This window comes from Bacteroides sp. A1C1, assembly GCF_004328515.1.
GTDB lineage: Bacteria > Bacteroidota > Bacteroidia > Bacteroidales > Bacteroidaceae > Bacteroides > Bacteroides uniformis.
Genome location: NZ_CP036491.1, coordinates 3,268,289 through 3,289,487 on the forward strand (window position 1 = coordinate 3,268,289; position 21,199 = coordinate 3,289,487).

General features: G+C 46.8%; 23 protein-coding genes. 18 read left to right on the plus strand and 5 right to left on the minus strand.

The window, feature by feature from the left end; translation table 11 throughout:
* Position 1: 1 nt before the first annotated feature.
* The 4 genes from EYA81_RS13280 to EYA81_RS13295 are packed head-to-tail and all read left to right on the plus strand — an operon-like array spanning position 2 to position 2,522.
* Positions 2-703, plus strand: coding sequence for a PoNe immunity protein domain-containing protein (locus tag EYA81_RS13280; protein WP_036632192.1), 702 nt, complete (start codon positions 2-4; stop codon positions 701-703).
* A 24-nt stretch (positions 704-727) separates the two neighbouring features.
* Positions 728-1,249, plus strand: coding sequence for a hypothetical protein (locus tag EYA81_RS13285; RefSeq protein ID WP_036632185.1), 522 nt, complete (start codon positions 728-730; stop codon positions 1,247-1,249).
* A gap of 7 nt (positions 1,250-1,256) precedes the next feature.
* Complete coding sequence (locus tag EYA81_RS13290; RefSeq protein WP_036632183.1) at positions 1,257-2,147, plus strand: hypothetical protein; 891 nt, start codon at positions 1,257-1,259, stop codon at positions 2,145-2,147.
* 6 nt (positions 2,148-2,153) lie between these two features.
* Entirely contained in the window at positions 2,154-2,522 is a 369-nt protein-coding gene (locus tag EYA81_RS13295; RefSeq protein WP_005858635.1) for a hypothetical protein, read from the plus strand.
* 106 nt (positions 2,523-2,628) lie between these two features.
* On the opposite strand, the gene mobC is transcribed toward EYA81_RS13295, so the two are convergent.
* Genes mobC through mobA form a run of 3 tightly spaced genes read right to left on the minus strand, consistent with a single transcriptional unit; the run spans position 2,629 to position 6,350 of the window.
* Complete coding sequence (mobC, locus tag EYA81_RS13300; RefSeq protein ID WP_117689318.1) at positions 2,629-4,659, minus strand: conjugal transfer protein MobC; 2,031 nt, start codon at positions 4,657-4,659, stop codon at positions 2,629-2,631.
* A 36-nt stretch (positions 4,660-4,695) separates the two neighbouring features.
* Positions 4,696-5,943: a conjugal transfer protein MobB gene (mobB, locus tag EYA81_RS13305; RefSeq protein WP_131225904.1), complete on the minus strand. Its 1,248-nt coding sequence runs from the start codon at positions 5,941-5,943 to the stop codon at positions 4,696-4,698.
* Positions 5,928-6,350 (minus strand): conjugal transfer protein MobA, encoded by a 423-nt coding sequence (gene mobA / locus EYA81_RS13310; protein WP_032936839.1) that lies wholly within the window; start codon positions 6,348-6,350, stop codon positions 5,928-5,930. The genes mobB and mobA overlap by 16 nt, the downstream gene beginning before the upstream one ends.
* 719 nt (positions 6,351-7,069) lie before the next feature.
* Here mobA and EYA81_RS13325 point away from each other — a divergent pair.
* From EYA81_RS13325 to EYA81_RS13335, 3 genes are read left to right on the plus strand one after another with little or no spacing between them, the layout of a single operon-like run.
* Positions 7,070-7,864 carry a ParA family protein gene (locus tag EYA81_RS13325; RefSeq protein ID WP_036632179.1) on the plus strand — a complete coding sequence of 265 codons (795 nt, stop codon included), beginning with the start codon at positions 7,070-7,072 and terminating at the stop codon, positions 7,862-7,864.
* Positions 7,865-7,872: 8 nt separating this feature from the next.
* A complete protein-coding gene (locus tag EYA81_RS13330) occupies positions 7,873-8,322 on the plus strand; it encodes a DUF3408 domain-containing protein (protein ID WP_036632177.1) in 450 nt (149 codons plus the stop codon).
* The gene (locus EYA81_RS13335; protein WP_005802631.1) at positions 8,310-8,975 is read left to right on the plus strand and encodes a DUF4122 domain-containing protein; all 666 of its coding nucleotides are present in this window, start codon (positions 8,310-8,312) and stop codon (positions 8,973-8,975) included. The genes EYA81_RS13330 and EYA81_RS13335 overlap by 13 nt, the downstream gene beginning before the upstream one ends.
* 454 nt (positions 8,976-9,429) lie before the next feature.
* Here the strand turns inward: EYA81_RS13335 and EYA81_RS13340 are convergent, their stop codons facing one another.
* Entirely contained in the window at positions 9,430-10,569 is a 1,140-nt protein-coding gene (locus EYA81_RS13340; protein WP_036632174.1) for an AbiH family protein, read from the minus strand.
* A gap of 32 nt (positions 10,570-10,601) precedes the next feature.
* Positions 10,602-11,612, minus strand: coding sequence for a hypothetical protein (locus EYA81_RS13345; protein ID WP_036632171.1), 1,011 nt, complete (start codon positions 11,610-11,612; stop codon positions 10,602-10,604).
* 475 nt (positions 11,613-12,087) lie between these two features.
* Between EYA81_RS13345 and EYA81_RS13355 the strand changes: the two genes are divergently transcribed.
* The 11 genes from EYA81_RS13355 to EYA81_RS13405 all read left to right on the plus strand — a co-directional run bounded on the left by EYA81_RS13355 (position 12,088) and on the right by EYA81_RS13405 (position 21,184).
* The gene (locus tag EYA81_RS13355; protein WP_007838794.1) at positions 12,088-12,468 is read left to right on the plus strand and encodes a DUF4134 domain-containing protein; all 381 of its coding nucleotides are present in this window, start codon (positions 12,088-12,090) and stop codon (positions 12,466-12,468) included.
* A gap of 5 nt (positions 12,469-12,473) precedes the next feature.
* Positions 12,474-12,803, plus strand: coding sequence for a DUF4133 domain-containing protein (locus tag EYA81_RS13360; protein WP_004288754.1), 330 nt, complete (start codon positions 12,474-12,476; stop codon positions 12,801-12,803).
* Complete coding sequence (locus tag EYA81_RS13365; protein WP_036632168.1) at positions 12,800-15,325, plus strand: TraG family conjugative transposon ATPase; 2,526 nt, start codon at positions 12,800-12,802, stop codon at positions 15,323-15,325. The genes EYA81_RS13360 and EYA81_RS13365 overlap by 4 nt, the downstream gene beginning before the upstream one ends.
* 8 nt (positions 15,326-15,333) lie before the next feature.
* Complete coding sequence (locus tag EYA81_RS13370; RefSeq protein WP_036632189.1) at positions 15,334-15,690, plus strand: DUF3876 domain-containing protein; 357 nt, start codon at positions 15,334-15,336, stop codon at positions 15,688-15,690.
* On the plus strand, positions 15,687-16,316 hold the full coding sequence (locus EYA81_RS13375) for a DUF4141 domain-containing protein (RefSeq protein ID WP_004288758.1): 630 nt from the start codon (positions 15,687-15,689) through the stop codon (positions 16,314-16,316). The genes EYA81_RS13370 and EYA81_RS13375 overlap by 4 nt, the downstream gene beginning before the upstream one ends.
* 2 nt (positions 16,317-16,318) lie before the next feature.
* Positions 16,319-17,332, plus strand: a complete 1,014-nt coding sequence (gene traJ / locus EYA81_RS13380; protein WP_005802642.1) for a conjugative transposon protein TraJ — start codon at positions 16,319-16,321, stop codon at positions 17,330-17,332.
* A 122-nt stretch (positions 17,333-17,454) separates the two neighbouring features.
* Positions 17,455-18,078: a conjugative transposon protein TraK gene (gene traK, locus EYA81_RS13385; RefSeq protein ID WP_004288760.1), complete on the plus strand. Its 624-nt coding sequence runs from the start codon at positions 17,455-17,457 to the stop codon at positions 18,076-18,078.
* Positions 18,075-18,377 (plus strand): hypothetical protein, encoded by a 303-nt coding sequence (locus EYA81_RS13390; protein WP_005802644.1) that lies wholly within the window; start codon positions 18,075-18,077, stop codon positions 18,375-18,377. The genes traK and EYA81_RS13390 overlap by 4 nt, the downstream gene beginning before the upstream one ends.
* Complete coding sequence (gene traM / locus EYA81_RS13395; protein ID WP_036644683.1) at positions 18,328-19,635, plus strand: conjugative transposon protein TraM; 1,308 nt, start codon at positions 18,328-18,330, stop codon at positions 19,633-19,635. Before EYA81_RS13390 ends, traM begins: the two co-directional genes overlap by 50 nt.
* A gap of 50 nt (positions 19,636-19,685) precedes the next feature.
* Positions 19,686-20,600: a conjugative transposon protein TraN gene (gene traN / locus EYA81_RS13400; RefSeq protein ID WP_008777983.1), complete on the plus strand. Its 915-nt coding sequence runs from the start codon at positions 19,686-19,688 to the stop codon at positions 20,598-20,600.
* Positions 20,597-21,184, plus strand: coding sequence for a conjugal transfer protein TraO (locus EYA81_RS13405; RefSeq protein WP_036632162.1), 588 nt, complete (start codon positions 20,597-20,599; stop codon positions 21,182-21,184). The genes traN and EYA81_RS13405 overlap by 4 nt, the downstream gene beginning before the upstream one ends.
* Positions 21,185-21,199: the final 15 nt, after the last annotated feature.

The window sequence follows — 21,199 nt, forward strand, 5'->3', positions numbered from 1 at the left end:
TATGGAAATAAGAGACAAACTTTTTACAGAAGAACAATATTTATCACAACTAAAGTTGTATAATGAAGAAATTTTATATTATGAGCAACTGCATCGTTCTGGTAAACATATCGGATATGATTCTTTGTTCAATTTTAGACTTCGTTCTTTGTTAGTGCAGTTTTCTGTAGGAAAGAACCTTGAAGATTTGAAAGGTAATTATATGGAAATTATTAGAATCATGCCACGTTTTTGGACTGAAAAAGGATTTTATATTGAAATGTTATGGATGTTATCAATTGGCATCATGTTGGAATATGATGATAATACTATGCAAAAATTAGTCCAATTGATAAAAGATAATGATGTAAAAGATTATATCTATGATACTTTCATTAGATATAGATTTCCTGATTGGACACAAACAACTGGCACTGTTTTATATCCGTTACCCTATCAAGCGGTTATTGCTGTAACAGAATTAGCTAAACAAGATAAAATAGAAGCAGTGAAACGTTTGGAAAAATATCTCAAAAAAGAATGGTATCGAGGACATTCAGATTTATCTTGGTATAATGATCACAAATACGGAATTAACCATGATGGATATTGGTGCTTTGAAAGTGGTGCTTTGGTTAAAGTATTGGGGCTTGATGATAGTATTTTGAAAGGACATCCATATTATCCATACGATATGGTTCATTGGGCAGATGGTCAAAAGTAAGTAACAACTAAAAACAAGACTGATATGAGTTATTATGTTCATGCTTATTTGGTAGATGCAAATAAAGTAAAAGCCGTTTACGGTTCGCATGATATGGATTTGTTGAACCAATTGTCTTCTTCGCTGAAGGAGAAGTTAGACAGCTTAAATAATTACTTTGAAAGTGAAATAAGTCCGTCAGAAGATGCTTACAGTGTACTTGCTGACATTGTAAACGGAGAGAAACGTTCTCCCCACATGGCATTCATGTATGGATATGTATATGAAAAAGTCTGTGAATATTATGGACGAATCATCTATAATGCCGAGAACTTGTGGCAACTGGACGAACAGAGTAGCTTCATACCTATTCCACTCAGTGACGATTTTCCTTATATCATAAGCATTCCGATGTCAGAATTGGAAATCAAGAAACAGCAATATACTGCATTGGAAGCTGGAAACGGCATTGGTGATTATGATTATGAAGAAGAAATGGATGATTTGAATTTTATTTTTGATGAAGCCGTTGAAACCCAGAAAGATTTGATTATTACTGTTTATTGAAAAATGTATGAATGATTTTCAAACATCCAACCTGTTTAGTCTATCCGTTGTATTTTTTCTGATTATTGATCGTAACTATGATTATACAATGGACTATATGGAAAACGTAGCCCGGAACTTCACGAAGAAGTATCCCAGCTACCTTATCCATAAGAAAAGCGAAAACAAGATAAAAGCCTTTCTGACCGATATGGTCAAGACCAAAGTGGAAACCTTTGCCAATGCAGAGGCAAAGAACGTAACAGTAACTGAGGTGCGTGAACTATCAGACCTGATAGCGGAATATGAAGGTGCAGAAAGTTCTTCATCTTTTGGAACCCATCCTACGGATTCCCCCTCTTTAGGAAACACCGGAGTGGAGCTTGTCATGAGCATGGATAACGGAGCATCGGACATCCGTCCCATCAATGTCGCCAAGCCCGCAGGCGCATTGGGGAAACCCAAGATAATGAAAAGAAGTGTCATCCGTGTAACCATGGAACTGGAAGTGCAGATGGAAACCAAACAATACTTGCAATTCCTGCAACAGATTCCGGACCTGTTCAGCCTGCATGAATTCCCCAATTTGAGATGCCGCGTGATATGCAACCAGAAAAAGGCAACAATCAACGAAGAGCCAGCACCGGTTGAAGTGAAGGTTTTGGATGACAGAAAATACCAGCGGTGGTTTGTTGCCTTTACCCTGTTGATGGTATGCTGCATGGGCGGAATCATAGCCCTGTTCTTTTCCATTCCGAACCTATACAAACAGGACATCCACTTCCTGCGGAACGATACGATTCATCAGGAGTTTTCCATCTCCAACAGCCGTATTGACTTGAAGGATGTAAGCCTGACGAATCATGGCGGGAAAGACACACTTGTCATCAAGGATAAAAAGATAATCATAGCCAAATAAAAAGCAATGGAAAATTCGATTCAGATACAAGGGATAAGAAACATGCTATCCCATAGCGGATGCCCGGAAGACCTGCTGGAAAGTTACCTGCAATTCCTACAAACCGAAGGCCAACAGGTGCAGATTGTCAGAGGAGAAGTCTTTATGATGTTTGAAAAGGAAGCGCAATACCGCAAGAGAAGGAATGAAAAGATGAAAGGAACCGTAACTTTCTGCAAAAACACGAAGAACGATACAGGGGAATACAATACAGGAGTGTTCATCGGAATGGAATTTATCCAATGCTGCTTCAACCATGGGATTCCTGCACGGGTGCTGAATGTGCGGAGAGTACATGGGGAAGTGACGGAGATTGTCGTGGAGTTCGGGAAGTAGATGAAAGGAATACCCCTATTGCAGAGCTTCGGCCTAATAGTATGGGGGGGAATTGACGGGAAAATCCCCCCCCACGCACTTCATTGATATTTAATGATAGGAAGGATTACTCCTTCTTGGATGTTTTTTCATTATCCAGCCCCAATCGCTTGCATAACTCCGGGTCGTTTTTGATACGGTCCATCTCTTCGTTGATGATGGCCTGTGCGTCCGACTTGATCTGGTCGTAGTTACGCTGAATCTGCTGCATCATGATGTCATTACCGTCCTTGTCCTTGAATTCGTTGATGAAAGGGATTTTCCTGTAGGCCTTTTCTTCCGCACTGACCGCCGCATGGTCCACAACAATTTCGGCATGGAATATTTTCTGTTCTATCTTCTCGCCAAAATTATCCGCCACAGCCCCGACAAACGTACCTTGCGACAGATTGGCAATCTTGGATGCCGGGATAAGCGAGTCAAGCTGCGTGTTGATGGAAGTGGAAACATCCTGACGGTTGATGGAAACGGACTGACGCTGCTGGAGCACCTTGCCGAAGCGTTCAGAAAGTGTCTTTGCGGTTTCTCCGACCACCTGCCCGCTGAATATATTTCCTACCGTGTTCTGAATAACCTTGGACTCCTTTTCACCATAATCGCGGGTCAGCTGGCTGAAATCCTGAAAACCCAAAAGTACGCCCACCTTGTTGCTTCGTGCCGTTGCAATCAGATTGTCAAGCCCCCGGAAATAAATGGTGGGAAGCTCATCGATGATTACGGCACATTTGAGCTGTCTTTTCTTGTTGATAAGTTTGACAATACGGGAATTATATAGTCCGAGTGCAGCCGAATAGATGTTCTGCCTGTCCGGATTGTTGCCGACACAAAGTAATTTGGGTTCTTTCGGATTGTTGATATCCAACGAAAAATCATTTCCTGTCATCACCCAGTATAGTTGTGGGGAAATCATACGCGTAAGGGGGATTTTTGCCGAAGCAATCTGGCCCTGGAGCTGATCCTGCGCCCCTCCTTTCCATGCATCCATGAAAGGAGAAAGGTAGTTTTCCAGCTCCGGGTAGGAAGTCAGGACGGTGAACAGGTCCGAATAAGGCTTGTTCAGTAATTCCACCGCATGCGGGAACGTACAATAAATCCCGTTCTTGTAAATCTTCAAATACCAGATTATTGCAGCAAGCAGAATGATGGGGGATTCTACAAAAAAGTCACCCTGCTTTTCAATCCAGGTGCGATTGAGGTTGAGCATTATCGTATAGCTCGCCTCGTACGCATCGGAAATGTCCGTCATAAATTCCGAATTGATAGGATTGCATCGGTGAGACCTGCGCGGATCGTCGAAATTTATGACATAGAACCGGGGCTTGACCTCATACTTGTCCATATTCTTCAACAAAGAATTATAGGCTATGGTGGACAGGTCATCAAACTTGTAATCGTAGATGTAAATAGCAAAGCCTTTGGCTATAAGCTGGCGTATGTAACTATTGACTATCGCATAGGACTTGCCGCTACCCGGTGTCCCGATAACCATGCAAGCACGGAAAATATTGACAATATTGACAAATCCGTTATTCCAGCGTTTTTTATAATAGAATCTCGTCGGGAGATTTACCGAATACTCATTCTCCATCAGTCGGGTTTCCTGCATGAAACTCTCATTTTCCATATTGAACACATCTTCCATGAGGTTGTGCCTGTAAAGGCGGCTCATCCATAGCCCCGACATCAGCAGGGCGAGATAGCCTGCCGTAAGAGTAAAAATATAGAATGCGGTATTTGCCGCGTGCGGCAATGGCAGCTCAAGCAACCACCAGTTCAGAAAGAACAGTGCGCATCCTGCCACCAGCGCCGCATAAATTTTAGGCCAGGTTATCTTTTCACCTTTGACTCCGTGCGTACCCAGACAGGAAACGGCCAGCAGAAGCACTGCCAACAGTTTGCTCCAGAGAATGCAGTTGAAAATCCCGGTCGTATTATTGAAATTCACCAGAATCCTGTCCATCACCGCAAGGTTCAAGTTCCACGCGGTGATACTCGGATAACAATACACATAGACGTGTACCACCAAAAGAAAAATACTCACGGCCCTGCCAAATTCCATGATCTTGGCAAGCGCCCTCAAATCGTCTTCCTGCTGCATAAGAATTGTATATAAATGGGTTGATACTTGTTTTGTCTAAATGCCACGTTTGCGTCCGGCCTTCTTCTTTTTCTTCATGCGGCGTGCAAAGGCTTCCTCCTCGTAATCCCGCGGATTGGTTTCCATAGAAAGAATGCCTGCCGCCAGTTCGAGCGTGCTAGAGGATTCGTGACGGTGATGCTGCCAAAGCTCTGTAGCGGAATGTCCACCCCGTTCCTTTTCGGGTATGTTTTCCAACCATTTGAAATAGTCGTTGAACACATTGGCGGAAAACTCCTTGCCCATGCGTGAACCGTTGAAAACCTCCCGTCGGTTGTGGTCAATGAAGGTGACACCGTAGATACGTCCCCGCTCATTCTCACGGAACACCACATCGATATTTTTTTGCCCCAGCAGTTCCACAAACCGTTTCCGTGAATCCGCCTGCCGCAAAGCACGGGCGATGTCCGCCTGTATGGAGGGTGTCCATTTCCCCTCTTTGAGAGCTTTCAGATTCATCAACATCCGCTTTTCCAACAGTTCATTCCCGAAGCGTTTTCCGAAACGTGAACTCTTGAACGGCGGACTGACCACCTTGCCGGTATCATCCGTGGCAGAATAGACAATGCCGGTGTAGGGTATGCCGTTGTATTCCCCCCTGACCTGTTTCGCCTCGATGTTGAGTGTGGAAAGCAGTGCGCTGTATTCCCCGAAAGTCTGGAAACGGTAGCTTTCCAGTACGGCTTTAAGGGTGTTGCCTACCTGATGGCGGACATCCCCCAAGGAAGCATCCACCTTTTTTAGTTCCGCTTTCGGATTCCGCCTTTCCGTGTCCGCTCCGTTACGCAAGCCGAAATCCGTTTCCAGTTCCCGACAGGCGGTCATGGAACGGCGATGCTCGTAGGCGTCACTGATCTTTTTTCCCTGTCCGTCCACACAGACACTGACGATATGAATGTGGGCATTATGGGTATCGGCATGTTTGTAGGCTATGTACGGCTGATTCCCATAGCCCATCTTCTGCATATACCGTTCCGCCAACTCTACCAATTGCCCATCAGTCAGCCGGTCTTTCGGTGCCGGAGAAAGGGAGATATGCAGGACGGGCTTCTCCGTATTGCGGTTTGCCAGCAGGTAGTTCTCAAAAGAGAGCAATGCCAGACGTATGTCCTCACTGGGCAATCCCAATCTGTCGGAAATCATGCGGTTGCCCGAAAGAATCTCGGCGGTACCTGCCGTTACCTTGTCGTAGTTATAGGCAAGTGCTCCGTAAAGGCTTGTTCCGTGACTTATTTTTGCAACCATTTCCGCTCGTATTCCTGGGTTAGCACCATGACTTTTTTACATACAAGCATCAGTTCGATGCTCAGTTTCTCCAACCTGTAGAGCAATGCCATCGCACGTTTTTCCCCGAAATTGTTCTTCAAGGTCCGGACAACCTGATTGTAGTTGTTTCCGACGGCCTGAAACTGCCTGTGGAATTCGGTCAGTTTGATGTAGTAGTCCATTGTCGCCTTGTCGATTTTCACAACTTTAATGCGACCTCCAAAAATGGATTTCTTGATGAATCCCGCTTTTTCTTTCATGCCGGATTCAGAGAATGCCGCTTCAAAGCGTACGTTTTCTTCATTTGTCAACTTGATGCCGTAACGATGTATGGCCGGATCTGCTTTGGGCTTTCGTCCCATTTTTTTCCTTGAGCTTTCTTTCATGCACTTTAGGGAATTTATGATTTGACTTTTTTCCAGATTTTTCGACTTTGGAGAAAAATCCCCCGGCTTTTGCCGGGCAAGTTGGTTTTGGGATGCCCGAAAAGTTTCGGGCTGCCGAAAACACAACTTGCTCTGTTCGCTTGAACAGAGAATCCTCCTTCGTCGGATTGCAGCGCGACGTTCACGGAACGCTGTGGTCCGACGAAGTCAGTTCTTTTCCATCGTCTGATTCCGATTTTGCAAAATTAGACAGTGATAACCGATTGGTAAACAGCGTTTGATATGACATTTGATGACATCTGATGACATCTGATGTCAGGTAGGGGAAATGTTGGTGGAAGTTTCAAAAATAGCCGCTACTTTTGGCACAGTGCATGAGGGCATACATTGAAACATTGTCCTGTAAGGGGTATTGCTTGCCTGCCACAGGTGGTGCATGATGTGAATGCGGCATCATCCCTATATGTGCAATGCCATATATGCTGCACGACAATTCTGCATGACGGAATACATTGCATCCGTGCAATGCAGTATGGGATACATTGAACCCCATATTGCATGAATGCAATGCACCTTATATGGCAATGCCCATCGGCAACCGGTATTACACTGGTGCAATATGGTATGCAATGTATTCATGCAAACCGGCAAACAATGCGTCATTGCCATATACCAACGGATGCATTGCCGTGTGATGAAACGAAAAAATCCGGACAGATATGAAACAAATTATACACTCTAAATTCAAGCCTATGAAGAAAGAACCTTTATTTGTCGCTTTGAGCAACCAGAAAGGCGGTGTGGGAAAATCCACGTTCACGGTATTGCTCGCCAGTTACTTCCATTACCTGAAGGGGTATAACGTACTGGTGGTGGATTGTGATTATCCACAGCACAGCATCAGTACCATGCGGAACTGGGAAGTGGGAAACATTGAAAAGAACGTGCATCTGCAAAACCAGCTGGTGGAACAGTTCGGAGCAAGCGGCAGGAAAGCCTACAGCATCCTGAACTCCACTCCGGAAGAAGCCCGGGAAACGGCCGGACGCTTTCTTGAAAAGTCGGAGCTGGATTATGACCTTGTCCTTTTTGACCTTCCGGGCACCGTAAATGTGCCAGGTGTATTCCAGTCCGTAATCAATATGGATTATGTATTCACCCCCATCACGCAGGAAAGAATGGCAATGCGGAGCAGTATGTCTTTTGTCCTTGCCATCCGGGAATACATGCACCGGCATAAGGATGTACCCTTGCGTGGTATCCATATGTTCTGGAACCGGATGGACAAACGTGTTTCCAAAGACCTGTATAACGGCTATACTGAAATTTTCCGTTCGCTGAAATTGCCGGTACTGGAAACCGTCATTCCCAGTGCAGAACGTTACAAAAAAGACTCCGGAATGAAAGGGTCTCTGTTCCGCAGCACTTTGTTCCCTCCATCTTCCTCCGCAATGAAAGGAAGCAGTCTGGACCTGCTGGCAGCGGAAATAGAAACCATACTGAAACTTCAATAAAAACAATTATGACTACCAAAAGAAGAACGGATTACCAAGTGGACGAGGAGGCATTGAAACGCATGATGGCAGGAGATGTGACCGCTTTGGAAAGAACGGTTCCTCCGGAAAAGGAGCCGGAAACAAAAAGTCAGGCTGGACCTTGTCCGGAGAAACAGGAGAAGAAAAGCGGTTCTTCCAGACAGCAAATAAAAAAAACACCGGATGGAGCGGCTGATTCAGATGAATACCGGAGCCGGTTTCTGAAAGTGAAACTATCGGGAGCAAGAAGGCAGACCTATATTAACGATACATTGTACAGGACTGTTGCCAAAGTATTGCCGGTCATTGCACCGGAAATGTCTGTCCCCATGTTTTTAGGGAGTGTACTGTCAGACCATCTGGAAAGGTATCAGCATATCATCAATGAAATATATAATCAAGAAGCAACTCAAAAGCCAATAGAATGGAAGAAATAGTTTATTTATCAATACGGTTCGGCTGTACCGCTTATCTGTTATATAAGGTATGGAAACAAAAAGAGAGAATAGGTAAAATCTGTGATCTGCTTTATACTCCCCGCAATCGGCCACAAGCAGAAAAAGACAACGGTGAACCGGGAAATGCACAGGATGTGATGGGAGCTACCCGATTTGTCTATCTGGACGAGAATGCCGGGAAGACCGTCGCTCCTTACATGAGCCAGCAACTGGAAACCGGAAGTGATTTTATCGGAGCGGATAAGGATATTCCGGAAGATGAAGTGGAATGCAAACTGCCTTTGGAGGAGATGAGAATGCTGAAAGAAGAACAGGAGGAACTGGACAGCCGCTCTCCCGAAACGGAAGCCATTGCTCCGATGGTTACTCCTGCTGACCTGCTCAATGTAGGCGACGTGCTGCTTAACCTGAATGGTGCCGGCTCGGACGAGAACAAATCATACAGGGCGGCCATGACACTGCATTCCATCCGGGAAACGGACATGTTTGAACTGTTCTCCTCCCAGGTGGAGAACAAGAAGCTGATTGAGGAACTGATGGGGAAGTATGTGGATAAGGAGGGGAATGCGTTGCCTTTGAAAAGAGAGAGGAAAGAAAGCAAACATGTTACTGACTGGAGGAATCTAGTCTGAAAGTAAATGCTATTATGCTACAAAAATTCCATATGCGTTAAATATTATATGTAGAATCTTTATTATGTGCCCCGACTTTGTCTTTTTTATAATCCATGAAAAAGGTTGAAGTTTGTCTTTTGGTAAGAGTAATAGGAAGAAACAAACTTAAAACATAGAAATCACGGGGACAACTCAGAAAATTGGATACTTCCTCACAGTTGCTTACGAATCAAAAGTAAAAGAATAAAATTATCCTAATTGGCTAACAGGAAAAACTATAGCTTAATTTATTAAGTAAAATTTCTCTGCAAGCCTATAAATTATAAAAAATAAGGAGCTGTTTACCAAGTCAGCTCCTTACTTTTTCCAATGGATGAAAATCCGTTTTTCCTACTTCCTTTTATACAATATTTTGTCGCACTTTATGTGCATAACAGATATCATAGAAATCACATTTAAATTTAGAGCTCTATTACATGATTTTGCATTGTTCCTTGTTCACAACTCTATCTCTAAACAACTTCATATTAGTAAAGTTTCTGGAAATATTTTGAACCAGTTCCAAATAATTATCGCTGCCATCTTCCCATTTATGATAAAACGGCTTTATAGAAACACAGTTTTCATGTTCAAAGACGGTATTTAGTAATGTTCGGTCTGAGTTTCCGCAAGAATGCCCCATTATCAAAACTTGAAAAGGTGCAGCTAAAAGAAACTCCAGCAAATCATGGTAATGTCTTGTTTCTAAATATTTAACGGATTTGACATTTCTAAGTAACTCATTGTCATTCATATCAAGAATAGACTGATAGCTTTTGTCAAGTTCATCCCCATAGCCAAAAATTATATTTTCAGGCTTTTCTAACTCACCATGAATATAATTGTGGGTAATATTGAAATTATTGTACATCTTAGCTGTTTTTGTATAGTTGAAACTCAACAACATGATACGTTTAGGGAGAAGTTTTTTGCGTTCTCCATTATTGTATTTAACTTCTGCAAAGCTAGATGTGTCAAATCCAATGTTATCCAAAGCTTTCTTTTTTCCTTCTGTTGAGAAATCAGCAGGGTCAAAGAAGTCAATTATTGCATTATGAAGGTCATCCCTTACATTGCCTGTTTGTATTGTATGGAGGTATTCAATTAATTTTTCTTGAAGAAATACTAATTGCTCATTTAACTCACCGATCGTATAATCACAATCCGGGTTATCCATTCCCGCTTTCAACAGTTGATAATAGTCGTTTTCAATATCCACCCATCCTTTGACTTCTATTGATTGCAGAATAGTTTTGAAAAATGGGCAACATTCAATAGAGAAAACATCCGGCTGATCCTTGATATACTGAATAACTTCACTACCTGAGTATCTTTCTTTACGATAGATGTCTTTAAAAAAACATGAGTGGGTGAAGACAAAAACATTCCAGCAATTAATATTTACATTATCTTTGATAACCAAACGACAAAGGCAATCTTCTGATACATTTGTAGTATTACCGGCAAAAGCATATACTCGTTGGTCCCAATACCAGTTGATGAAATCCACATAACTTGTTTTAAAGCCATGTGCCATGTCAAATCCGTTTCCTATGATAACAAGTCTATTCATTCGGTTGTAATGATAATGTTAGTGTTATTGACTTAAATTATAGAATAATCTCCTTGTTCTTCATTTACAAGAAGTGGTTTTAAAAGCGTTTCCACCGACTCAAAAGTATTTTGTTTTGAGAAGTGTATCTTTGGTTGTCCCCACCATCCTTTAATATATTGCTGGTATTGGTATTGCAAGGTACGGCGAGGTGCCTGCGCCAAACTGCTATTATAAAAGGAATCCACAATATCAGAATGGTAATTGGTCAATGAAAAGAAATACTGCCAAGTTTCTGATATTTCATTTGCGCTGAATCCGGGACGTTCTATTATCTCCACTGCATCCAATCTGTGAACACCATCATGTTTAGAGAACGCAGCTTTAAGTATTTCACTTGCCTCCTTATCAGAAGAAGGTGCGCTATACCCAAAGATTGTTACCTTGCCTGCTTTCGATATATAGTACTTTGCAACGTTCCATTGGTCACGGATAAAGATGTCGCTGTTGTAATCCTTTTGTTCTACAGGATACAGCAAAGGAACAACGTTATACGGTTTGCCACACTTTCTGCAATAGTTTTGTATAAGACCAAAGGTCATGCAATCTTTACACACACCAGCTCCCACATTTCCATGCAAGAACAGAATTTCCGGTCTATTCCGGGTAATCTTTGCCACTCTGTTATATGCTTGGATAAGAAGACTATCCCAGTTGAAGGATACAATGCAGTCTTTTTCTGTGAGCGAAAGAATTAAAAGGTCGTAGATGGTTAAGAAGGATGGAAGCTGCACATTTGAAAAATATTCATAAAGTTTTTTTTCCATTGCTATCCGTGCATTTTTACACTCATCACCACGCCTAAACAGCTCACTATATATATCTTCAAGATTCCTGCTTTTCGTTTCTAGCATAAATCCTTTAAGGATTCCATCTAACCCGACCTGTTCAATGGCTTCATTCATCGTTGGGCAAGATTTTCCCATGACCGCTCTTGAAGCACCTGCTCCAACTATTACGACATGAGGGCGTTGGCAATATAAATCTTTAAGGTTTTTCTTCATACACTAACTGATTAAATATTTTGCCTGTAAGCACTTGTTACATTATGCTTTATTTTACGACCTTATATTTTGTTCGCTTTGTTTAAGCACCATAATTTCATTGTTCATACTTACTAAGTATGAAGGTGATTGTTCTCTGTCTGATTGTTCTTGAATATAAACAGATATATTACTTAAAAATACTTTATTCAAGGCGTGCTCTTTACATTACATGATGCACTGTTTTAACCTGTTTGCATTGGCCATAAAACTGCGTTTGATATGCAAATATAATGATTTTAATTCAATATCAATAATAGTCGTATTTGACAAGAAATCAACTTTATGGAATTTGCCGGCTTTTGTAATGGTAATTATATAATGGTACAGAAGTACAGAAAACTATGTAATAGTTTAAACAATCCATATTTGTACCAAAATTATCGTTTAAATATTATGCTTAAAGAGGACATCTGATGACATTTGATGACATCTGATGACACCTCTGAATCATAGCGCATTATCCCCATTTATCTTTGTTGTCGAATTCAAATTTATGTCTTACCCAAACGATTCGACAATGAAAAGAAGAATCCTTTTTTCTGTGATGTGTGCGGTTATCGCCGCAAACACCTTTGCGCAGGGCCAGGGCCTTGCGGGTATCAACGAGGCAACCAGCCTCATGACCTCGTATTTCGATCCCGCCACCAAACTATGCTATGCCATCGGTGCGGTGCTTGGTCTGGTAGGCGGTATCAAGACCTATGGCAAATTTTCCAGCGGAGATCCCGACACTTCGAAAACCGCCGCCAGCTGGTTCTTTGCCTGTATCTTTCTGATCGTAGCCGCCACCATCTTACGTTCCTTCTTCCTCTAAAGCCTATGGAATATCCGGTAAACAAAGGTGCCGGCAACCCCGTCGAGTTCAAAGGACTCAAGTCGCAATACCTGTTCGTCTTTGCCGGAGGGCTTGCGATGGTGCTCCTTATGGTAGTCTTTCTTTACCTGACGGGGGTGGACCAATGGATATGCTTATCCTTCGGAATCCTGTCCGGCAGCCTGTTGGTGTGGGTGATATTCCGTTTGAATGCCCGTTACGGTGAACACGGGCTGATGAAGCTGCTGGCTGAAAAACGACATCCACGCTATCTGATTCACCGCAAGAGAGTTTTCAGATTATTCACAAGAAGAAGAAAAAAACAACAATCATGAGAAATGTATTAAAGGCGGAAACGCTGGAACGCAGGTTCCCCCTGCTATCGGTAGAAAACGGCTGTATCGTGAGCAAGGATGCAGACCTGACCGTGGCTTTCGAAGTGGAACTGCCCGAACTGTACACGGTAACGGCAGACGAGTATGAGGCCATGCACTCCTCCTGGATCAAAGCCGTGAAGGTATTGCCGGAACATAGTGTCGTCTGCAAACAGGACTGGTTCGTCAAGGAAACCTACCGTCCGAAGACCGATGACGGAGAACAGAGCTTCCTGACACGCAGCTATGAGCTGCATTTCAATGAAAGACCTTACCTGAATCACAAATGCTACCTGTTCCTGACGAAGACAACCCGCGAACGCAGCCGCCGGAAGAGTGACTTCAATACCCTTTGCCGGGGATTCCTGTTGCCCAAAGAGATAACCGACAAGGATGCTGCCGCCCGCTTTCTTGAGGCGGTGGAACAGTTCGAGCGTATTATGAATGATTCCGGACATATAAGGCTTCGCCGTCTGGAAACAGACGAAATCACCGGTACGAAGGAACGTCCCGGACTGGTGGAAAAATACTTTTCCCTCTCGCTGGAGGATGAGACCGCCGTATTGCAGGACATCTGCCTCAAGCCCGGCAGGATGCGCATCGGCGACAAACGCCTCTGCCTGCATACCCTTTCCGATACGGAAGACCTGCCCGGCAGACTTTCCACGGACATGCGCTACGAGAGGATGTCCACGGACCGCAGCGACTGCCGCCTCTCCTTTGCCGCACCCGTAGGACTGCTGCTGTCATGCAACCACATCTATTCGCAATACGTGTTCATCGACGACGCACAGGAAATCCTGCAGATGATGGAGAAAAACTCGCGCAATATGCTCTCGTTGTCAAAATACAGCCGGAGCAATGCCATTAACCAGGAGTGGACGGAGATGTATCTTGATGAGGCACATACCAAAGGAGTGCTTCCCGTCAGATGCCACTGCAACGTCATCGCCTGGGCGGAGGATGCGGAAGAGTTCCGCCGCATCAGGAACGACACGGGCAGCCAGCTGGCCATGATGGAATGCACGCCAAGGTATAACACCATTGACACACCGGTCATCTATTGGGCGGGAATCCCCGGAAATGCAGGCGACTTTCCATCCGAAGAATCCTTTTATACCTTCCTGGAACAGGCCGTATGCCTCTTTGCCGGAGAGACCAATTACAAGAGCTCGCCCAGTCCGTTCGGAATCCGGCTGGCAGACCGCCAGAACGGGATACCGGTGCATGTGGATATTTCCGACCTGCCCATGAAGCGAGGAATCATCACCAACAGAAATAAGTTCATCCTCGGGCCTTCGGGCAGCGGAAAATCCTTTTTCACCAACCACCTTGTCCGCCAATACTATGAACAGGGAGCGCATATCCTGCTGGTGGACACTGGAAACAGCTACCAGGGGCTGTGCAGGATGATCCATGACCGTACCAACGGGAAGGACGGGATTTACATCACGTATGAAGAGGACAATCCGATATCCTTCAACCCGTTCTACACCGAATCCGGAAAATTCGATGTGGAGAAGCGTGACAGTATCAACACGCTGATACTGACCTTGTGGAAACGGGAAGACGAGTCGCCGAAACGTTCGGAGGAGGTCGCTCTTTCCGGAGCAGTGAACGCCTATATCCGAAAGATTTCGGAGAACCGGAACATCAGACCGGACTTCAACGGTTTCTATGAGTTTGTCGCCGATGACTACAGAAGAATGATTGAAGAGAAAAAGGTGCGTGAGAAGGATTTTGACATTGACGGTTTTTTGAACGTTCTGGAACCGTTCTACCGAGGCGGAGACTATGACTTCCTGCTGAACTCCGACAAGGAACTGGACCTGACAGGCAAACGGTTCATCGTATTCGAACTGGACAATATCAGCAGCAACAAAGTGCTTCTTCCGGTGGTGACACTGATCATTATGGAAACTTTCATAGCCAAGATGCGCAGGCTCAAAGGTATCCGTAAGATGATATTGATAGAGGAATGCTGGAAAGCCCTGATGTCCGCCAATATGAGCGAATACATCAAGTACCTTTTTAAGACCGTCAGAAAATATTTCGGCGAGGCTGTGGTGGTGACACAGGAGGTGGACGACATTATCAGCTCCCCGATTGTGAAAGAGGCCATCATCAACAACTCTGACTGCAAGATCCTGCTTGACCAGCGGAAATACATGAACAAGTTCGAGCACATCCAGCGGCTGCTCGGTCTGACCGAGAAAGAGAAAGGGCAGATTCTTTCCATCAACCAGGCGAACCATCCCGGACGCTTCTACCGGGAGGTATGGATAGGGCTTGGAGGAACCTGCTCGGCAGTATATGCCACGGAAGTGAGCGAGGAAGAATACTTCACGTTCACGACCGAGGAGTCGGAGAAACTGGAAGTACAACGGATTGCCGGAGGGCCGGAGGGCAGTCTGGAGGGAGCCATCCGCCGTCTGGCGGAGAAAAAGCGAGAGGAACAGAAACAGGTATCAAACCCGAAATGAAAACGATTATGAGAAACAGACCCCTTATGAGGCTGGCGGTATGTCTGATAAGCATGGCCGCCATGATATTGCAGAGCTGTTCGGAAAGCGGTATCGACCGCGACAAGATCTGCGGAACGTGGACCAGCGTGGAAGGCAGACCTGACGTACTGGTATACAAGGAAGGAGAATGCTATAAGGTGACGGTGTTTTCCCGTAGCGGGAGAACCCGAAAGCTGAAGCCGCAGACTTACCTGCTGGTGGAAGAAAACGGAAACCTGTTTGTTAATACGGGCTACCGTGTCGATGTGTCCTACAATGAGGCAGCCGACGTGCTGACATTCTCACCGGGCGGAGACTATGTAAGGAAGGAGGAACGGGCATGAAGGCAAGAACGCTTCTGATCGGAACGGCATTTGTACTGGGCGTTACCGGAGCACGCGCCCAATGGGTGGTGACAGATCCCGGCAATCTGGCCCAAAGCATCATAAACATGTCGGACAATATCGCCCATACCTCAAAGACGGCAGTCAATACGGCAGAAAGCTTTGCCGAGACAGTAAAGATCTATGAGCAGGCCAAGAAATATTACGACCAGCTGAAATCGGTCAACAACCTGATACAGGATGCCCGCAAGGTGCGTGACATCATCCTGATGGTGGGCGACGTGTCCGACATCTATGTAACCAACTTCGGCAAGATGATGAACGATGAAAACTTCTCACCGCGCGAACTGGACGCCATCGCCTTCGGTTACACCCGCCTGCTGGAAGAGAGCAACGGCGTGTTGCAGGACCTGAAACAGGTTATCAATGTCAGTACCCTGTCCATGACCGACAAGGACCGTATGGACGTGGTGGACAACTGCTATTACGAGATGCGCCGTTACCGCAACCTTGTGAGCTATTATACGAACAAGAACATAGCCGTAAGCTACCTCAGGGCCAGAAAGAAGAACGACCTGGAACGTGTGATGCGGCTCTATGGGAATGAAACCTCCAAATACTGGTAGCCATGATGCCGTTGTCGATAGATTTTGCCAACCTGCACACCATACTGGCAACCCTGTATGACGAGATGCTTCCCCTTTGCGAGGACATGATGGACGTGGGCAAGGGACTTGCCGGACTGGGTGCGTTGTTCTACGTTGCCGTCCGTGTATGGCAGTCGATGGCACGTGCCGAACCGATAGATGTCTATCCCCTGCTGCGTCCCTTTGCCATAGGCATCTGCATCCTGCTCTTTCCCACGCTGGTGCTCGGCACGCTGAACAATATTCTCAGTCCCATCGTGCAGGGCACACACAAGATGCTCGAAGGGCAGACGATGGATATGGAACAGTACCGGATCCAAAAGGAGGAACTGGAAAAGGAGGCCATGCTCCGCAATCCCGAAACAGCATATCTGGTAAGTGACGAGGAGTTTGACCGTCAGCTGGATGAACTGGGCTGGTCAACCATAGATACCGCCTCCCGGCTGGGCATGTATGTGGAAGTCGGGATGTATAATCTGGAAAAGAAAATCCGGGACGCATTCCGCAGCCTGCTGGAGCTGATATTCGCAGCGGCATCGCTGCTGATAGACACCGTGAGGACTTTTTTCCTGGTCGTACTCTCGATACTGGGACCGGTAGCGTTCGCCTTCAGTGTATGGGACGGATTCCAGTCCACGCTCGGACAGTGGTTCACGAGATATATTTCCGTTTACCTGTGGCTTCCGGTCAGCGACCTGTTCAGCACCCTGCTTGCCAAGCTTCAGGTACTGATGCTTCAGAATGACATTCAGGAACTGCAGAACAATCCGGACTACTCGATAGACAACTCGAATAGTGTCTATATCATCTTTATGCTGATCGGGATTATCGGATACTTCACCGTGCCTACGGTAGCAGGCTGGATAGTGCAGGCAGGCGGTGCCGGAAACTTCAGCCGTAACCTGAACCGTACGGCCACCAAGACAGGCGGTCTTGCAGCCGGAGCAGGCGGTGCCGTATTGGGGAATATCGGAGGCAGGCTGAGGGGCAAATAAACCCTGCGGAGCCTCCTTCCCATGAGTCGGGCAACCCAAGATGACGGGTCCGGTGACCTGTCGGAACGGGATGTCCCTTCATACCGGAAATATTTATTCATTCAAACCAGACATCAAAAAAAATGGAATTCAAGTCATTGACAAACATTGAGAGCAGCTTCAAGCGCATCCGCCTGATGCTGGCGGTCTTTGCCTGCTGCTGTGCGCTCGTTACCGGATATGCGCTGTGGAGCTCATACCGCTTTGCCGAGAAGCAACGCGAGAAAATCTATGTGCTTGACGGGGGCAAATCGCTGATGATGGCCCTTTCGCAGGACCTCTCACAGAACAGGCCTGCCGAGGCGCGGGAACATGTAAGGCGCTTTCACGAACTGTTTTTCTCGCTCTCACCCCAGAAGGATGCCATCGAGCACAATATCAACCGTGCCCTGCAACTGGCAGACAAGAGTGCCTATCACTACTATGTGGATTTTGCCGAAAGAGGGTATTACAACCGCCTGATTTCAGGCAACATCAACCAGGTGGTGCATGTGGACAGCGTGGTGTGCGACTTTGCCGCCTACCCTTACAAGGTGCGGACATACGCCCGGCAGCTGATTATCCGTGAAAGCAACGTGACCGAGCGCAGCCTCGTAACTTCCTGCTCGCTTCAGAACACAGGACGTTCGGATGACAATCCCAACGGATTCATTATCGAGCAGTTTACCGTGCTGGAGAATAAGGACATAAGAAGTGCGGAACGATGAGGGGAAAACGCGGATTCTTCGGCCATGCGGACAGCCGGGTACGGCTGTTCTGCCGGCGGCTGACAGGAAAGCAGCGCATCCTTCTGGCAGGCACGGCCTCGTTCCTGCTTGCTGCCTCCTGCCTGTACTCGATTCTCTCCTGTGTATCCCGTTTCGGGGAGCCGGGCCAAAGACCGGCAATGGGACATATCCGTTCCGTCGTGTTCCGGCCGGAAAGAACAAGAAACATTCATTCAAACATCCATAAACATGAAAATGGACTTTCAGAAAATCAGGGAACGGCTCGGAGTGTCAAATGACAAGCCGCTGACTCCCGAAGAGAAGCGCCGGCGCGCAAAGTATATTGTCTATCCGTTTTTCTGCCTGCTGTGCATGGGGTTCCTCCTGCTGGTATTCAGCCCGTCGGAAAAGGAGAAGGCGGAAATGGAAAAAGGCAAGGGTTTCAACGTGGAGATGCCTTCACCGGAAGATTCGGAAATGGAGGGCAACAAGGTAAGCGCCTACGAGCAGGAAGCACTGGCAAAAAAGGAAAAATGGCGCAGGGGAACCTTCCAGGAAATGTCCGAACTGCTCAACAAGGACGGTCAGGATACTGCCGGTCTTACCGCAGGAAAAGCAAACATGGAACTTCCGCCGGAACCGGAAAAGGGGAAAGCCCCCGGCTCCATCCGTTCCTCTGCAGAAGCCTACCGGAATATGAACCGTTCGCTGGGCACTGTATATACCCGGAATGAAAATCAGCCAAATGCCGATCTGCTCCGCCGTATTGAGGATCTGGAAAAAGAAAGGAAGCCGGCGGAAGAACAGGCGGAAGGCCAGACTCTGGAAGAAAAGATGGCTCTGCTGGAAAAGTCCTATGAGCTGGCTGCCCGCTACAACGGGAAAGAGCCTGATGCTTCCTCTACGGCCAATGCCCCAAACAGCCGGAAAGAACGGACGGCTGTCCGGCCTGTAAAACGGGTACAGAACCGGATGGTGTCATCACTCGCCCAGCCTGCAGGCAATGAAGACATTGCTTCCGGATATGCAGGCGAGAGAAATACCGGCTTCCACACCCCGGTAGGCAAAATGCCATCTTCCGGCAGGAACACCATCGCCGCCTGTGTGCATGGCACGCAGACCGTATCTGACGGACAGGCACTGCGTATCCGCCTGCTGGAGCCGATGGCAGTGGACGATCTCCTTATTCCAAAAGGTACGGTACTGGTCGGCGGCACACGTGTCGAGGGGGAACGGATGGGGATCCTGATCGAGACAGTGGAGTACAGGGGCACGCTGTTCCCGGTGGAACTCGAAGTGTATGACGCTGACGGGCAGCAGGGAATCCTTGTACCGAACTCGATGGAGTATGATGCCGCACGTGAGATTGCCGCCGGCATGGGCACCTCTATAGGAAGCAGCATCAATATCTCAACGGATGCCGGAGCGCAGATTGCCTCGGATGTGGGCAAGGGGGTGATACGGGGTGTGTCACAATATGTGGGCAAGAAGATGCGCACGGTGAAAATCACCCTGAAGGCCGGGCACCGGCTGTTGCTGCATTCTCCTGAAAAATGAAGGAGGAAAGGAAATCAACCATTTATTCACCAATCAACCAAGAAACACACATGAAGAAGATTCTGATGATGCTTGCCCTGATTGCGGGCACAGTGGCTGCATACGCGCAGCAGAGCAGCGGGGATTATTATGAAGGACTGAGCCGCAAGATCGGATTCAGCCGGATGATTCCCCCGCACGGTCTGGAAATCACATATGACAAGACCGTACATATTATTTTTCCCTCTCCCGTGAGATATGTGGACCTGGGTTCGCCCAATCTGATAGCGGGCAAGGCGGACGGTGCGGAAAATGTGATCCGTGTGAAGGCAACCCGGAAACATTTTCGGAGCGAGACAAACATGAGCGTAATTACCGAAGACGGTAACTTCTATACATTCAACGTCAAGTATGCCGACGAGCCTTTGCTGCTGAATGTGGAAATGTGCGACTTCATCCATGACGGAGAGGCCGTGAACCGTCCGAACAATGCGATGGAAATCTACTTGCAGGAACTCGCCGGGGAGTCTCCCCGTCTGGTACGGCTGATCATGAAATCCGTGTATGAACAGAACAAACGCAAGGTCAAGCACATCGGCTGCAAACGGTTCGGAGTGCAATATCTGCTTAAAGGACTTTATGCGCACGGCGAACTGATCTATTTCCATACCGAAGTGAAGAACGCCACGAACGTGCCTTTCGACGTGGACTTCGTGACCTTCAAGATCGTGGACAAGAAAATCATGAAACGTACCGCCATGCAGGAACAGGTCATCTATCCGCTTCGTGCCTTCAACTATGTGACCCGTGTGGACGGGAAGAAGAACGAGCGGACGGTGTTTGCCCTGCCCAAGTTCACCATTCCCGACGACAAGAAGCTGATAGTGGAAATGTATGAGAAGCAAGGCGGCCGGCATCAGTCCTTTGATGTGGAGAATGAGGACCTGGTACGCGCAGAAACCGTCAATGAACTGAAAGTCAGATGAACGCCATGAAAAGGAACTCCCTCTTTATTATCCTCCTGCTTGCCCTCTTTACGGGGCAGGCAGAAGCCCAGCGCCGCCTGCCGGGAATGAAAGCCGTCCGCTTCACCACTGAAATGGCTGACGGATTTTACAGCCAGGCAAACCGTCACGATGCAGGCTATGCCTTCTCGCTGGCTGTATCCACCTGTACCGGGAACGGAAACCAGTGGATGTTTGGCGGTGAGATGCTGAAACGTAACATCCCTTACCGGAGTACGCATATACCCTTGTCGCAATATACGGGGGAAGGCGGTTATTACCATACGTTCTTTTCCACCCCCGGCAAGTCCTTCTTCCTGAACCTCGGCGCTTCCGCCCTGTTGGGCTATGAGACCGTGAACGAAGGAGACCGGCTGCTGGATGACGGAGCCGTTTTGCAGCAATGCGAGTCTTTCATCTATGGCGGCGCGGTAACGTTGGAAGCGGAAGGATACCTGTCCGACAAGGTTGTCCTGCTGGTGCGTCTGCGTGAGCGTTTCGTATGGGGCAGTGCCTCGGGAATCTGCCACTTCCAGTATGGAATCGGAGTAAAATACATTTTCTAACCTTAAAAGAATACA